This window comes from Brevibacterium permense (assembly GCF_025506275.1).
Taxonomy (GTDB): domain Bacteria; phylum Actinomycetota; class Actinomycetes; order Actinomycetales; family Brevibacteriaceae; genus Brevibacterium; species Brevibacterium permense_A.
In genome coordinates this window covers 39,825-54,187 of sequence record NZ_QYCP01000090.1, presented here as the reverse complement: position 1 = coordinate 54,187, position 14,363 = coordinate 39,825, and the positions used below count along the sequence as shown (strand labels likewise).

Here is a 14,363-nt window from a genome sequence, read left to right as displayed (position 1 = left end):
GACGGAGGGCGAGACTGATGATCGTGGTCGACAGCGTCGAGGCGCTGCGTGAGCACTCTGCCGACGCACGCTGCGTTCTAGCCACCCCCGAAGACCGAGAGCTGACGGATGAAGCGTCGAAAGTCCTCGACCTGAAGCTGCACACCGCACATCCTGCGCCGAGGCGGCCGATGGCTGCGGTCATCGACAACCAGATCAGCCTCGTGCTGCAGGTACTCGACGAGGATCGCGCCCACCACGCGCTGCAGCTCCACGCCCGTGACCGCGGCCTGCTCGTCATCGGCGAGAAGAAGGCCCTGGACTCCATAGCGGGAAAGCTTCCTGCCGATGCCGACGATACGTGGACAGCGCTCGTCGACCTCATTCTCATCGTGGCACGCCGCTGCGAAGAGGCACTCGACGAGATCGATGACCGGTGCCAGGAGCTCGAGTCACAAGCAGTCGGCTACGCGTCTTCACCGCGGCGGCGGACGATGGGAAGACTGCGAGCCGAGCCCTTCCGGATCGGTGAGACCCAGGCCGCACAGCAGAGGCTGCTGTCGAACGAGGAAGAGCTCGCGCAGAGCCTCGGCGAGGACCATCAGCGGCTGCTCGCCCGTGCCGCAGCGGCATTCGGGGCGAACCAGTCGATGACCACGCGTCTGTATGCGATGCTCGGCGACATCCTCAACGAGCAGGACTCAGTCGTGTCCGAACGGCTGACTCTGGTGGCGACGATCTTCCTGCCGCTCACTCTGGCGACGGGCTTCTTCGGCATGAACTTCCAGTGGATGCTCGATCGTCTGGGGAGCCTGCCGGGATTCATCATCTTCGGCCTCGTCATCCCCGGCCTGCTCACCGTGGCGACCCTCGTCTTCATCCGCCGGCTGACTCGTTCGTCGTGAGCCGGACGAACCCATTCTCGGCTACATTCCGAACAGCGCCGGTATGGCGATCGGGCCGGCACCGAATGCGGTGATGACCGCGGCCAGAACCAGAAGGAGCAGGTCGTATTCGGGACCTCCCGCAGAGGCCCAGTACTTCGAGTGCCATTTGAATACGTGTAGGCTCGTCGTGATGAGCATGAGCACGATGACGCCGAGACCGGCCCATTGGGCGAGGACGCCGGTGGCGAACGAGACTGCGGCGGCAAGCTCGGCGATGGCAACGAACCATGCGGTCGGGACGTTGAGCCCATCCGCTTTGGCGAACCGCGGAATATCATTGGCCTTGACCATGAACTCGCGGACGAAAGCCACCGTCAGAACCGCCCTGACGAGCAGGAGTACGATCCCGGCAGCGATCGTTGGAACCGTGAACATGAGCATTCCTCTCCGCCTGAGCGCCGAGGTGGCGACCTCTCGCCCGAGTCTACGCTTCACTGCATTGAAGCCGGAGGTCTCGACAGCCTTTCCTGCCCGGCATCCCACACCCTGAGTTTCATTTCACCGCGCTGCAGCGGTGCATAATGCCGCTGCCGGTGTCCGATGGACCGTTGACTGTAGGAATTGCGACGAAGGCGAGGGACTGCGACCAACGGGTTGCTCTCGGCAGCTGCAGTGCACCGTGCCGGAGACTCGGAGGCCGGATCACCCCAGCGTCGTCACCGCAGACGATACCGCGGGGGCTTCTGGCACACGGGGCAGTAGTGGGTTCCGCGCCCGCCGACGGTGATCTTGACGATCTCGGTCCCGCAGCGCACACATTCCTGTCCCCCGCGCCCGTAGACGAGCAGGGCGCGATCGAAGTAACCAGATTCGCCGTTGACGTTGACGTAGAGCGCGTCGAAGCTCGTCCCGCCCACGGCCAGGGCATCGCTCATCACTTTCGTCGCGGATTCGAGCACCGCAACGAGGCGGCTCTTCCGTGTCCGGGCCGGCACCGCCAAGGGGTGGACTCCTGCCCGAAACAGTGCCTCGTCGGCATAGATGTTGCCGATTCCGCTGACCAGCGTCTGGTCGAGCAGCGCTGTCTTGATCGCGGTGCGTTTATTCGCCAGTTCGCCGACAACGGCCTCCGGATCGAACGCGGGCTCGAGCGGATCGGCCGCGATGTGCACCGCCGAGGCGGGGACGAGCCGACCGTACCCGTGGACGAGAGGTTGGACGCCGATATGGCCGAAGATCCGTTGGTCGACAAACCGCAGTTCGCGGTCGCTGTCGAGATGCAGAATCGCCCGTGTGTGGCGGTGGATCTCCTCGCCGGGCGAGTGGATGCGCAGCTGTCCGCTCATGCCCAGATGCACGAGGATGCCGAGTTCGGGCCTCGGCACAGGTGAAGTGACCGGGTCCGCAGTGGAGAGATCAGTCCCCTCCCCCAGGCTCAGCCACATGAACTTCCCGCGCCGTTCGGCCCTGAGGATGTGCGCCCCAGTTACGGCCGAAACGAACCCGGAGACCGCAGACGGATCGATGCGCCGCTGGGACGTCGTGCCCAAGATTCGGGGGTCGGCCACCTCGGCGCCGGCGATCGTGGTTCCAGCCGTCCATTCGTCGACGCCGCGACGGACGCTTTCGACCTCGGGAAGCTCAGGCATCAGTGCCCCTCGAATCGACCGGGAATGCGCCCGTGAGCGCACAAAGTCACCACGGTGAGGCTCAGCGCCGGTAGTCCGGATAGATGGTGCGGATGGCTTTGACGGCCACCTCGGCGGCCGCGGCTTCGGCGGCCTTCTTCGAGGAGCCGTCGCCAGTACCCCAGTTGTTCGCACCGAGCATCGCGGTGGCGGTGAAGACCATCGCATGGTCAGGTCCGGCCGAAGTGATCTCGTAGCTCACGGCACCCAGGTCGAGGTCGGCGGCGGCCTCCTGCAGGGTGGTCTTGAAATCCATCCCCGCACCGAGGTTGACCGCGTCGTCGAGCATGCCGTCGATGAGGCGGTGGACGAAGGCGAAGGCCTCTTCGCGACCGCGAGAGACGAACGTGGCACCGATGAGGGCCTCGACCGTGTCGGCGAGGATCGAGTCCTTGTTCCGCCCTCCGGTCAGCTCCTCACCCTTGCCCAGCAGAATGTGCTCGCCGATGCCGTGCCGGCGAGCGATCGATGCCAGGGCACGCGTGTTGACGACGGCCGAACGCATCTTGGCCAACTGGCCTTCAGGCAGATCCGGGTTGTCGTAAAACAGCGACTCGGTGGCGACGAGGCCCAGAACGGAGTCGCCGAGGAACTCGAGGCGCTCGTTGGTGGGGATGCCACCGGCCTCGAAGGCGAAAGAGCGGTGCGTGAGCGCGAGACGAAAAGTCTCGGGATCAATATCGATCCCGAGACTCTTCTTCAGTGCTGCTGTGGTGTCAGTGTCCACAGTCTCAGACGTCAGCGACCTTGCGGCCCTTGTACTCGAGGTACAGCGGGGTGCCGGCTGCGTCTTCGACGACCTTGGCCTGGTGGGGGCGCGAGTACACAACGCGACCGTTCTCCACAGTCTTGACCAGGTTCGGAGCCTTGGCCTTCCACTGCGAACGACGGTGGCGGGTGTTGCTGCGCGACAATTTACGCTTCGGAACAGCCACGTCTAGCTCTCTTTCTTCTCTTCCAACAGATTCTTCAATGATGCGAACGGCGATTCGGATTCGTCCTCGTCCACCTCGAGGTCCTCCCCCAAGGTGTAGCTGAACTCTTCGCTCTCATCCCGCGAGGGATTGAACGGCACAGCCATCACGACGGCGTCTCTGATCGCGGGCTCGAGGTCGAGCTGATCCCGGTCGATGACGTAGGAGTCCTCGTCCCCTTCGGCCTGCTCATAGACGTACATCTCCTGGATGTCCACATCTATAGGCAACTCGATGGGTTCGAGCGTCCTCGCGTCTTCGCCGCGGGCCGTCGCCGAGACTGTGCCCGACACGTAGATCCCCTCCGACACACTCTCGAACATCAGCTCGAGCGTCAGTGGTGAACCTTCCGCAACCCCGATCACTTCGATCTTGAGATCCGCTGGAGCCGACAAGGTGGTGTTCACCCGTTCCCACTCACCCGGATGACCGAGCAATCCCATGGATCTGAGATCATAGACGAATTCAGATCTGCTCTTCATGCCCTGTCCTCCTGGTGCGTTTGAGGATGTCGCTCCTGCGTTCACACGCGACTCACCATTCTAATCATTGTCAGCGGCCATTACCAATCGGGTCCGTCTCGCCACGCAGGTGTTCCTGCTCACCATTTCTCGTGTTGGTTGCGCCAGGTGACGCCGCCGGCCAGGAGGAGCAGTGCGCCGGAGATCGTGAACACGATCCCGGAACCGGCGATGACCGTGAGCGCCGAGGCGGCCGATGGGATCGCGACCTGGCTGAGTCGGTTGCCCGCCAAGCGGATCGACAGCACCGCGGCCCGGTTCGCTGGATCCGACAGCGTCGACACCCAGGTCATCGTCAGCGGTTGGGTGAGACCGAAGCAGAAGCCTGCGATCGTGAGCAGGATCGCCAGCGTCCACGGTTGGCTGAGCACGGGGATGAGGACCACGCAGAGCCCAGCGGCCGCCGAGGCGGTCCACAGCAGGGAGAGATTTCGCCATTTCCGTGTGAGGAAGCCGATGAAGAGCCGGGAGATCACCGAGGCGAAGGTCCGTGCCGCGAGCAGCCACGTCACCGTCGTCACCGTCAATCCGTTCTGCTGACCGATGAGCGGCAGGTAGGCGGTCATCAGATCGACGGCGGCGAGCGTGGCCATGGAGGCGAAGATCGCGGGCTTCATCCCCCTCACCGACAGCAGAGCCAACGGGGCGATGGCACCTTCGGCCGCCTCGGCGCGGGAGACATGGGGCGTGCGGCCGCGGAGCATGACGATGACGGCGGCGATGAGGGTGAGCGCTGACAGTGCGGTCATGAACCACAGCGCGTTCGTGATCGCAGTATCACCCGAGGTGGCGTCGGCGACCATGCCGGCCAGCGGCAGGCCGATGGTCTGTCCGATCGAGACCCCGAGGGTGAGGTGGCCGAACTTCGCGGTGAGCTTCGAAGCGGGGAAGCTCTGCGGGATGAGCGCCTGGGAGGCGACCGTGGTGAGCAGCTGGCCGAAGCCCAGGCTCATCGTGGCGATGAGGAGCACACCGAGGTTGGGTGCGGTGGCCGCGAGCGCGACGGGTAGGATCGACAGAGCAGTGCCGACCCACAGCACCGCCGTGGCGTACCCGCGGTCGACGAGGCGACCGACGAAGAGCGCGGTGAGCAGCGGGACGAGTGAGTACACCGCGGTCATGAGACCGAGGACGACTCCTGATCCACCGAGCTCCAGGGTGCGGTAGGAGATGAGGACGCGGACACCGTTGTACGTCGCGTGCGCGACGACGGTGTGGATGACGAGGCCCGGGAACCAGGCCCTATTGGCAGGGTTGGCGGCTGCGCTCATTCCTCAGACGACGCTGTCGTCGTTCGCGGCCGCGGGTCCGCGGCCGCCCAATGCCTCCAGCACCGAGATGGGGACGAGGCCCTCGATGTTCCCGCCGCCAGCGTGGACTTCTTTGATGAGTGAGGAGGAGACGTGTTCGAATTTCGGGTCACCGGGGACGAAGATCGTCTCGAGTTCGGACAGGTGCTTGTTCATCAGCGCCATCGGCAGTTCGTAGGCGAAGTCGGTGCCCGACCGCAGGCCCTTGACGACGGCGGGGGCGCCGATTCTCGTGCAGTAGTCGACGAGGAGGCCCCCGGAGACGAGGTCGATCGTGATGTTCTGCGCATCTCGAGTGCGTTCGTCCTCGGCTAAGGATCGGCGGATGAGGTCGGCACGGATCTCCGGGTCGAAGCGACCGGACTTCGAGGGATTGTGGACCACTGCCACGACGACCTCTTCGAACATCAGAGAGCTGCGGGCGATGATATCGAGATGACCCATGGTGATCGGGTCATAGGAACCGGGACAGACGACCTTCATGCCCTCATCGTATCGTCTGCCCCGATCAGAGGCGGGCAGATCCGTGTGACGGACACTCGAGAGGCGCCGACTGTCAGTGCGCCTGTTCGCGCAGCAGCAGCCACTGGTCATCGGTGGGAGTTTCAGCATCGATACCTTTGACCACCTGCCCGTCGAAATCATCAACCTGGCCGTGCAGGCGGGAGGCCGCCTCGGCCATGATCCGGGCGACGATGGCAAGGGAACGGGGTTCGTCACCGGCCGCGACCGCCTCGGCGAGGTTCCTGTGACTGTCCAGGACATCGCATCGGACCTCATAGCCGCGCTTATCCGACAGCGACAGCAGGCGGGTGTGAACCATCGAGACCTTCATCAGATTGGTCAGCCGATTCGATCCGGAGCACGCGACGATCGAGTGATGGAAGTTGAGGTCCGCGTCGCCGATGGAGCGTGCGACGTTCTCCTCGATCGCATGCTCAAGTTCTCTCAATGCGAAGCTGATCCGGGAGGTAGCGAAACCACGCCGAATGACGAGCTTGACCGCCTGCGATTCGATCGCCTCGCGCACGGCATAGACATCGTCGATGTCGGCCGTGCGCATGCGTCTCACATGCACACCGCGTCCGGGAGCATGAGTCATCACTCCTTCGCTGATGAGACGCTGCAGGGCCTCCCGCAGAGACGGCCGTGAGACTTCAAGCAGCTCGGCCGTGCGCACTTCGTTGATCGACTGACCAGGCTCGAGCGAACCGGAGTAGATGGCGTTGCGGATCTGATCGACGATGAGGTCGATCGTCGAAGAGCGGACCACTTTGCGCAGCACCGGCAGCTCGGAAGTCGGAGGATTCGTCACAGTCACGATCATATAACGTTGTCAGACAGTGTGACATTCGGACAGCATGAGTATTGAATACTGTTTCAGAGACGCACGTCACGATGATGTGTCGACGTTCAAGGAAGGAACAGCACATGAAACTCAAAGGACTGGCCGCCGCGACATCGATCCTCGCGCTGACGCTGACCCTCGGTGCCTGCGGTGGAAGCGACTCCGACAAGTCGACTCTGCAGAAGGCCATCGACGATGGAAAGATCTCCGTCGGCTTCGCCGGTGAAGCCCCATACAGCTTCGAAGAGGGCGGTGAACTCCAGGGAGCGTCCGTGGCTCTGGCCAAGGCCGTGTTCAAGGAGCTCGGCGTCGACGACGTCGAAGGCGTCAATACCGAGTTCGGCTCCCTCATCCCAGGTCTCAACGCCGAGCGCTTTGACGCGATCTCTGCCGGCATGTCGATTCTTCCCGACCGCTGCGAACAGGCCGCCTTCGGCGACCCCGAGTTCATGTACACCACGGCTCTGATGACGAAGAAGGGCAAGCAGGAAGGGATGAAGACCCTTGACGACGTCAAGGAGAAGGGCCTCAAGCTCGCCACCATGACCGGTGCCATCGAGTCCGACTACGCGGAGAGCCTGGGCATCAAGGCTCAGCAGGTCGGCACCCCACAGGACGGCATGGACGCTGTGACGACCGGGCGCGCCGATGTCTTCGCCCTCACGGGGATCTCGCTCAACTGGATGGCGAAGAACAACAAGGACGCCGACGTCGAAGTCAGCGAATCCTTCGTCCAGGAGATCGATGGAGTCCCGCAGGTCGGAGCGGGTGCCACTGTGTTCCGTACCGGTGACGACGAGCTGCGCGACGAATGGAACAAGGCCCTGGAGAAGATCGTCTCCGACGAGAAGTCCTACCTCGACATCGTCGGGGACTACGGCTTCACGAAGGAGGAGCGCCCCGACGGTTCGATCACGACCGATCAGCTCTGCAAGGGCGAACTTCCCACCGCTGACTCCTGAGCCGACGCGAACTGAAGCACCATGACCGAAAACCTCACGACGTTGCTGAACTTCCTCCCACAATTGTGGGAGGGAGTTCGGGTGACGATCATCCTCACGGTCGTCGGAAGCCTCGGCGCCGTCATCATAGCGCTCGCTCTAGGGCTCGCGATGACGTCCACGCACGCGTGGCTGCGAGTACCTGCCCGGATCATCGTCGAATTCTTCCGCGGCACTTCCCTGCTCGTGCAGCTGTTCTGGCTGTTCTACGTCTTCCCGCTCCTCGGCGTCGAGCTCGATCCTATGATCTGCGGCATCGGGGCGCTGGCGCTCAACTACGGCGCCTATTCCGCCGAGGTGGTCCGTTCCTCGATCACCACCGTCGACAAAGGGCAGTGGGAGGCCGCGATCGCCCTGAGCCTCTCACCGTCCCGACGGATGATCCGCGTGATCTTCCCGCAGGCCTGGGCCCTGATGATCCCGTCGCTGGCCACACTGCTCATCCAGCTGCTCAAGGGCACCGCGGTCGTCTCATTCATCACTCTCCAGGACCTCACCGACAAGATCACGCAGCTGCGTCAGTCCACGAACGACACGTACTTCGCCTTCACCGTCGGCCTCATCATCTATTTCGTCATCGCCTGGCTGATCCAGGAGTTCATGAACTTCCTCGAACGCAGAGCCACGGCCGCTCTGGGACGCAGGCGGCCGAACTCGCGCACCGATCGTCGTGAGGCCCGTCGCCTCGCTCGCGCAGATGCCGTGCGCAAGGACCGCTCGACCTCACGCGCTGCCGCAGATGACGGAGGCGGCGACGGACTCGGGACAGGTCCGGAGTCCGGACCCGCTTCGGGACAAGGGGGGCGACTGTGATCTGGAACTGGGAATTCGCCGCCGAAGCGCTGCCGATCCTGCTCCGCGGCTTCGTCAACACGCTCATCGCGACCGTCGTGGGCACGATCATCGCCACGGTCCTCGGTCTCATCCTCGCCGTGGCCATCCGCGGACTGCCGCGCTGGATCAATTGGATTGTCCGACTGCTCGTCGCCTTCGTCCGCAACACGCCGCTGGTCGTGCAGCTGATCTTCGTCTACTACATCTTCGCGGGCATACCGGGCCTGGTCGATGTTCCGGCGCTCGTCATCGGCTTCATCGTCATCGGCATCCACTATTCGACGTACATGTCCGAAAGCTACCGTGCCGGGATCGATTCGGTGCCGCCGGGCCAGTTCGAGGCTGCCACCGCACTGTCCCTGCCGCCGGTGAGGACCTTCACCGCGGTCGTACTGCCGCAGGCTCTGCGTGCGACCATCCCCTCGCTGGGAAACTACGCAGTCGCGATGTTCAAGGACACACCGTTCCTGTTCGCGATTTCCGTGGTCGAGCTCGTCACCTCCGCGCAGCAGTTCGGAGCAGCGAAATTCGCCTATACGGAAGCCTTCACTCTGGCCGGAATCATCTTCCTCGTCGCCAGCTACCCGACCTCATTGCTCATTCAGAGATTGGACCGACGCCTTGCCACTTACTGAGAAAACCCCAGCCACTCCCGCCACCGCAGGCACGCCGGCGATCGAGTTCAAGGACGTGGAGAAGAGCTTCGGCCCCACGACTGTGCTCAAAGACCTCAACTTCACGGTGGCTCCCGGCGAGCGCGTCACCCTCATAGGGCCCAGCGGTTCGGGCAAGACGACGATCCTGCGCCTCGTGATGACGCTCGAGGACCTCACCGACGGCTACATCTTCGTCGACGGCGAACCGCTGACGTTCGAGGAACGCGACGGCAAGCGGGTCGAGATGCCGAAGAAGCGCACTCGTGAGATGACCACGCGCATCGGCATGGTCTTCCAGCAATTCAATCTGTTCCCGAACATGACGGTGCTCGAGAACATCATAGAAGCACCCGTTCACGTGCTCGGCAAGTCGAAGGCTGAGGCGAGCACGGAGGCCAAGGAGCTGCTCGAACGTGTCGGGCTGTCGGAAAAGGCCGATGCTCATCCGACCAGGCTCTCCGGCGGCCAGCAGCAGCGTGTGGCGATCGCCCGGGCGCTGGCGATGAGTCCGGAGATCCTCCTCCTCGACGAGGTCACCTCGGCGCTCGACCCCGAGCTCGTCGGCGACGTGCTCGGCGTGCTGCGCGATATCGCCGAGACCACGGACATCACGATGCTGCTGGTCACTCACGAGATGCAGTTCGCCCGCGACGTCTCTCACCGGGTGATGATGTTCGACGGCGGTCAGGTCCTCGAAGAGGGCCCGCCCGACCAGATCTTCAACAACCCCAGTCACGAACGCACCAAGTCGTTCCTCTCCAGCGTGCTCTGAGGTTCACCCCTCCTCGGTGCCGTCGCCCGCCCCCTCTGCGACGAGCTGGACGAAGTGGATCGCGGTCTCGCCGAAGGTCTTCGAACGGAAGACCTCCAGCCCGTCGGGCATCGTCGGCTCCGGCGAACGCGCGGCACGTTCGACCACGACGATGGACTCCATGTCCAAGTGCGTTCGCAGACGCCTGAGGATCTGCGTGACAGCGTCCTCGCCCAGCGGATACGGCGGGTCCATGAACACGAGGTCGAAGACACGTGACTCCGGATTCTCCGGTCCGGGCAGTCCGGCGAGAAAGTGGAGCACATCTCCGGCGTGGACCTCGGCGGAATGATCGAGGCCGAGCCTGTCCGCATTGGCCTGCAGCGAGCGGATAGAGGCGAGCGAGGAGTCGACGAAGTCGACCTGCGCGGCACCCCGCGACATCGCTTCGAAGCCGAGTCCACCGGACCCCGCGAAGAGGTCGAGGACGTTCGCAGCCTGCAGCACCCCGTAGCCCTCGAGCATCGAGAACAGAGACTCCCTGACCCGGTCGGACGTGGGTCGGGTGCTCGCTCCCGACGGTGAGGACAGTCTGGCGCCCTTGTGTGCGCCGGCGATGATTCTCATATCTGCTCCCTCAGCCTGCCTCGATGAAGTGGGCGTCGTCCTCGGGCAGGACGCGCCTGATGAAGGCCTTGAGCGCGGGGACCGCCTCGAGAGTGGGGTCGATGGCGACGATCTGCTCAGCGATCGTCTTCGCTTCGGCGACCATCTCGGAGTCGCGGAGGATCGACAGATGCCGCAGTGAGGATCCGCCCCACTGGGAGCCGCTGAGCACGTCGCCTTCGCCTCGGGCGTCGAGGTCGTATTCGGCCAGAGCGAAACCGTCGAGCGTCTCGGCCACGGCCTGCAGCCGTCCATAGCTCTCATCTTCAGCACTCATCTCGGTGAGCAGGAAGCACATGGCCGAGCTGCCGTCACGGCCGACGCGTCCGCGCAGCTGGTGCAGCTGTGCGACACCGAAGTTCTCAGCTTCGATGATGACCATCATCGTCGCCCTCGCCACGTCGACGCCGACCTCGATGACCGTCGTCGAGACGAGGATCTCGATGTCGCCTCTGACGAAGTCCGCGAGCACCCGGTCCTTCTCCGCCGTCGACATCCGCCCATGAAGCAGACCGAACTTCAGACCAGCCAGTTCCGGGGTCTCAGACAGCTTCCGTGTGATGTCCTCGATGCCCTGCTTCTGTCCGACTACATCCCCGGACTCCGGATCTTCGATATCCATCGGTTCGATTCGCGGGAAGACGACGAAGACTCCCTTCTCGGCCTCGACGGTCTGCCGCATGAGCTCCCGAACCCGGACGTACCAGGCAGGTTGGTCGACGACCGGCACCACATGGGTGGCGATGTCCTTCGGCCCGGCCGGCATCTCCTTCAAGGTCGAGATATCGAGGTCGGCGAAGACCGTCATCGCCACGGTGCGCGGGATCGGCGTCGCCGACATCACGAGAGTGTGCGGGGTCGTGTCCCCGCCCTTCGCGCGCAGCGCTTCCCGCTGTTCGACACCGAAGCGGTGCTGTTCGTCGACGACGATGAGACCGAGATCGGCGAACATCGTCGACTCCGACAGCAGCGCATGCGTGCCGACGACGATGTCGATGTTGCCGGCGACGAGGTCGAGAGCGAGTTCGCGACGGTCCTTCGCCGGCATCGACCCGGTCATCAGCGCCACCGTAACCTGGTCGTCGTCGGCCAGCAGAGGCGACAGCGCCATCTGCTCGTCGAGGAATGTCCGGATCGAATGGAAATGCTGAGTGGCGAGCACCTCGGTGGGGGCGAGCATGGCGGCCTGGGCACCGGAGTCGACCGCAGTGAGCATGGCCCGCAGTGCCACGAGGGTCTTACCGGAACCGACGTCACCGTGCAGGAGCCGGTGCATCGGCCGGTCTGCGGCCATGTCCTCAGCGATCTCCTCACCGACCCTGACCTGGGACTCGGTGAGGGTGAAGGGCAGGTCTTCGTCGAATCGGCGGCTTTTCGTCCCCTGCGTGAGCAGCGGCGTCGCCTTCTCGTCGGCCAACTTCGCTTTGCGGGCAGCGAACTCGGTCTGCAGGGCGAGTGCCTCTTCCCACTTCCACCTCAGACGGGCCCGTTCGACGTCCTCGATCTTCCGCGGTCGATGCATGTCCTCCAGAGCTGTGCGCAGATCCGGCAGTTCATGTGCCTCCCGCAGCCCCTTCGGCAGCGGATCCTCGAACTCCTCGGGCCCAGCGACGGTGAGCAAGGTCTTGATCGAACTCCACAGCCGGGACTGCGCGATCTTCTTCACAGCCGGGTAGATGGGGAACGGCGAGTTGAGGTCCTCGGGTGTCCACTCATGGTCATCCTCGGTGCGGTTGAGCCACACCGGAGACGCCAAAGTCAGCTGCCCGCGGAACGATTCCACCTTGCCGCCGAAGACGACGGTCAGTCCCGGCTTCAGCGACTTCTCCAACCAGTACTGGTTGAAGAACGCGATCTTCATCGACTGCTTCCCGTCATGGACGATGACTTCGGTGATCGTGCCTTTCCGCTGCTTCATCCGTCGCGTCTCCACCTTGATGACTTCGGCCTGGATGATCGCGGTTTCCCCCAGGGGCAGATCCCCGAGTTCCGTGCGCTCCCCGGGGACGAGGTAGCGGCGGGGAAAGAAGCGGAGCAGGTCAGTGACCGAATGCACCCCGCGCTGGGCCAAGTTCTTCCGATCAGCCGGCCGGAAGTTGTCTTCGAGCCGGGTCGTCATTCGACCCCCATGATCACGAGCACTCCGGAGTCTCTGGAATCGATGTCCTGGAAGTGGACGGTCTCATGTGACTTCTGGATCCAATCCCGCAGGTGGTCGAGCACCTCCGGTGCGCAGTCGGGTCCGTGGACGACGGTGAGCAGCTCTCCCCCGGCCCCGAGCAGCCGATCGGCGAGCTTCTCGACCAGGGTCCGCAGCTCCGTGCTCTGGGTCTTCGCGCGGCCTTCGATGAAGACCCGGTAGAACTGTGCCGGATGAGCCGCCACTGCCGTGCCCCCGCTCGGACGATCATCCGTGGCCGCACCCGGAACGCCGCCCGCAGTCGATCCTTCGTCTTCGCGGATCACCGGCAGCATCCCCGTCGGAGGGTCGGAGGCGAGCTGATCGGCTGAGTAGATCGTGCCCACCCTCGTGCCCGCGGCCGCTTCGGTCATATCGGCGAAGATCTCCCCCGCGGGGGCGAAGGGATCGTAGACGGCCAGGGCCGAGAGCAGGGTGCCGACGTTGCGAGAGCGCACGACGTGCGCCCCCAGCCCGGCAAGGGACTTCAGCGCCGAGGTGGAGCTGGGGATGACGATGACCTCTCGGTCCTCGGCGGCGATGAGTTCGGTCATCGTCTCGAACAGGTCCCCCACCTCCGGAGTCAGCGCCGTGGCCCCGTTGAGCGCGGTGTGCATGAGCAGTCCCGTGCCCTTGACCAGGGCGATGAGCTTCGTCTCACCCTCCTCCTCGTGCATCCGCAGGTCTTCCATATCAAGCCGGGCGATCCCATATTCGCCGAGGCGGTCGATGACGGCCGCGGCGGTCGTTTCGTCGGCGACGTGGACGTGGACCTTGGCCGCGTTGATGACGATCGAGGTCCCGCCGAGGCGGTCGAGATCCTCGGCGAGTGCGTCAGCGGGGGTGTCGACGAGGATGGCGACGATCTCGAGTTCGTCGGCGGTGGCTTCGTGGATGATCTTCGGGGCGCGGGCCACCTCGGCGAGCATCGAATCCTGAGGAGTGCGGCCGGTGACGGTGGCGTAGAGGAGGTCGAAGAGTTCGACGATGCCCGTCGATCCGGCGTCGACGACCTCGGCTTCGCGAAGCACGGTGAGCTGTCCGGTGGTCTCGCGCAGCGCCGACCGGGAGCGTTCCCGCACGGCCGCGATGACGTCGATCAGAGAGGCTCCGTCGTCGGCTTGCTCACGGGCCTCGGTGGCCATGGCGTCGAGCACAGTGAGCATGGTGCCGTCGACGGGTCGGGCGACGGCGGCCCGCGCCCGGTCGGACGCGGTCTCCAGGGCGGTGGCCATGGCGTCGGCGGTGGCCACCGTGACTCCGGCCAGGGCATCGGCGACTCCCTGCAGGGCGACGGCGAGGATGAGTCCGGAGTTGCCGCGAGCGCCGCGTCCGGCTCCGGCGGCCAGTGCCGCGACGACGTGCGGGAGGGTGACGGGGCCTGTGAGCTCTTCGACGGCGAGGTAAGCGGCGCGCAGGGTGTGGTACATGTTCGTGCCGGTGTCGCCGTCGGGGACGGGGAAGACGTTGAGCTCGTCGATCTCGGTGCGCTCCTTGCGCAGCCGGTCGACCGCACGGCGGGCCCAGCGGGCTGCCAGACGACCGTTGAGGCTGATGGCGTTGCTCATG

16 protein-coding genes are annotated in these 14,363 nt (G+C 64.5%); 5 read left to right on the top strand and 11 right to left on the bottom strand.

Going from position 1 to position 14,363, the window contains the following annotated elements:
• Nucleotides 1–23: 23 nt before the first annotated feature.
• Entirely contained in the window at nt 24–884 is an 861-nt protein-coding gene (locus tag D3I60_RS11740) for a CorA family divalent cation transporter (protein ID WP_262776499.1), read from the top strand.
• A 21-nt stretch (nt 885–905) separates the two neighbouring features.
• On the opposite strand, the gene D3I60_RS11735 is transcribed toward D3I60_RS11740, so the two are convergent.
• From D3I60_RS11735 to D3I60_RS11700, 8 genes are all read right to left on the bottom strand, one after another.
• Entirely contained in the window at nt 906–1,301 is a 396-nt protein-coding gene (locus D3I60_RS11735) for a DoxX family protein (RefSeq protein ID WP_262776497.1), read from the bottom strand.
• A gap of 281 nt (nt 1,302–1,582) precedes the next feature.
• Nucleotides 1,583–2,515, bottom strand: a complete 933-nt coding sequence (gene mutM, locus D3I60_RS11730; protein ID WP_262776495.1) for a bifunctional DNA-formamidopyrimidine glycosylase/DNA-(apurinic or apyrimidinic site) lyase — start codon at nt 2,513–2,515, stop codon at nt 1,583–1,585.
• 61 nt (nt 2,516–2,576) lie between these two features.
• A complete protein-coding gene (rnc, locus tag D3I60_RS11725; RefSeq protein WP_262776493.1) occupies nt 2,577–3,281 on the bottom strand; it encodes a ribonuclease III in 705 nt (234 codons plus the stop codon).
• A gap of 4 nt (nt 3,282–3,285) precedes the next feature.
• Entirely contained in the window at nt 3,286–3,489 is a 204-nt protein-coding gene (gene rpmF / locus D3I60_RS11720) for a 50S ribosomal protein L32 (RefSeq protein WP_025777330.1), read from the bottom strand.
• Nucleotides 3,490–3,491: 2 nt separating this feature from the next.
• Nucleotides 3,492–4,055 (bottom strand): YceD family protein, encoded by a 564-nt coding sequence (locus D3I60_RS11715; protein WP_262776490.1) that lies wholly within the window; start codon nt 4,053–4,055, stop codon nt 3,492–3,494.
• A 74-nt stretch (nt 4,056–4,129) separates the two neighbouring features.
• A complete protein-coding gene (locus D3I60_RS11710; RefSeq protein WP_262776488.1) occupies nt 4,130–5,320 on the bottom strand; it encodes an MFS transporter in 1,191 nt (396 codons plus the stop codon).
• A 3-nt stretch (nt 5,321–5,323) separates the two neighbouring features.
• Nucleotides 5,324–5,842 (bottom strand): pantetheine-phosphate adenylyltransferase, encoded by a 519-nt coding sequence (gene coaD, locus D3I60_RS11705; protein WP_262776485.1) that lies wholly within the window; start codon nt 5,840–5,842, stop codon nt 5,324–5,326.
• A gap of 73 nt (nt 5,843–5,915) precedes the next feature.
• Nucleotides 5,916–6,674, bottom strand: coding sequence for a GntR family transcriptional regulator (locus D3I60_RS11700; RefSeq protein WP_262776483.1), 759 nt, complete (start codon nt 6,672–6,674; stop codon nt 5,916–5,918).
• Between the two features lie 116 nt (nt 6,675–6,790).
• Here D3I60_RS11700 and ehuB point away from each other — a divergent pair, with 116 nt between their 5' ends.
• Genes ehuB through ehuA form a run of 4 tightly spaced genes read left to right on the top strand, consistent with a single transcriptional unit; the run spans nt 6,791 to nt 9,970 of the window.
• Nucleotides 6,791–7,669, top strand: coding sequence for an ectoine/hydroxyectoine ABC transporter substrate-binding protein EhuB (gene ehuB / locus D3I60_RS11695; protein ID WP_262776481.1), 879 nt, complete (start codon nt 6,791–6,793; stop codon nt 7,667–7,669).
• Between the two features lie 21 nt (nt 7,670–7,690).
• Nucleotides 7,691–8,521 carry an ectoine/hydroxyectoine ABC transporter permease subunit EhuC gene (gene ehuC / locus D3I60_RS11690; RefSeq protein WP_262776479.1) on the top strand — a complete coding sequence of 277 codons (831 nt, stop codon included), beginning with the start codon at nt 7,691–7,693 and terminating at the stop codon, nt 8,519–8,521.
• Nucleotides 8,518–9,177: an ectoine/hydroxyectoine ABC transporter permease subunit EhuD gene (gene ehuD / locus D3I60_RS11685; protein ID WP_262776477.1), complete on the top strand. Its 660-nt coding sequence runs from the start codon at nt 8,518–8,520 to the stop codon at nt 9,175–9,177. The genes ehuC and ehuD overlap by 4 nt, the downstream gene beginning before the upstream one ends.
• Entirely contained in the window at nt 9,164–9,970 is an 807-nt protein-coding gene (gene ehuA, locus D3I60_RS11680; protein ID WP_262776475.1) for an ectoine/hydroxyectoine ABC transporter ATP-binding protein EhuA, read from the top strand. The genes ehuD and ehuA overlap by 14 nt, the downstream gene beginning before the upstream one ends.
• Nucleotides 9,971–9,973: 3 nt before the next feature.
• On the opposite strand, the gene rsmD is transcribed toward ehuA, so the two are convergent.
• Genes rsmD through D3I60_RS11665 form a run of 3 tightly spaced genes read right to left on the bottom strand, consistent with a single transcriptional unit; the run spans nt 9,974 to nt 14,362 of the window.
• Entirely contained in the window at nt 9,974–10,576 is a 603-nt protein-coding gene (gene rsmD / locus D3I60_RS11675) for a 16S rRNA (guanine(966)-N(2))-methyltransferase RsmD (RefSeq protein WP_262776472.1), read from the bottom strand.
• Between the two features lie 10 nt (nt 10,577–10,586).
• Entirely contained in the window at nt 10,587–12,734 is a 2,148-nt protein-coding gene (locus D3I60_RS11670) for an ATP-dependent DNA helicase RecG (protein ID WP_262776471.1), read from the bottom strand.
• Entirely contained in the window at nt 12,731–14,362 is a 1,632-nt protein-coding gene (locus D3I60_RS11665) for a DAK2 domain-containing protein (RefSeq protein WP_262776469.1), read from the bottom strand. Before D3I60_RS11665 ends, D3I60_RS11670 begins: the two co-directional genes overlap by 4 nt.
• Between the last annotated feature and the right edge of the window lies 1 nt (nt 14,363).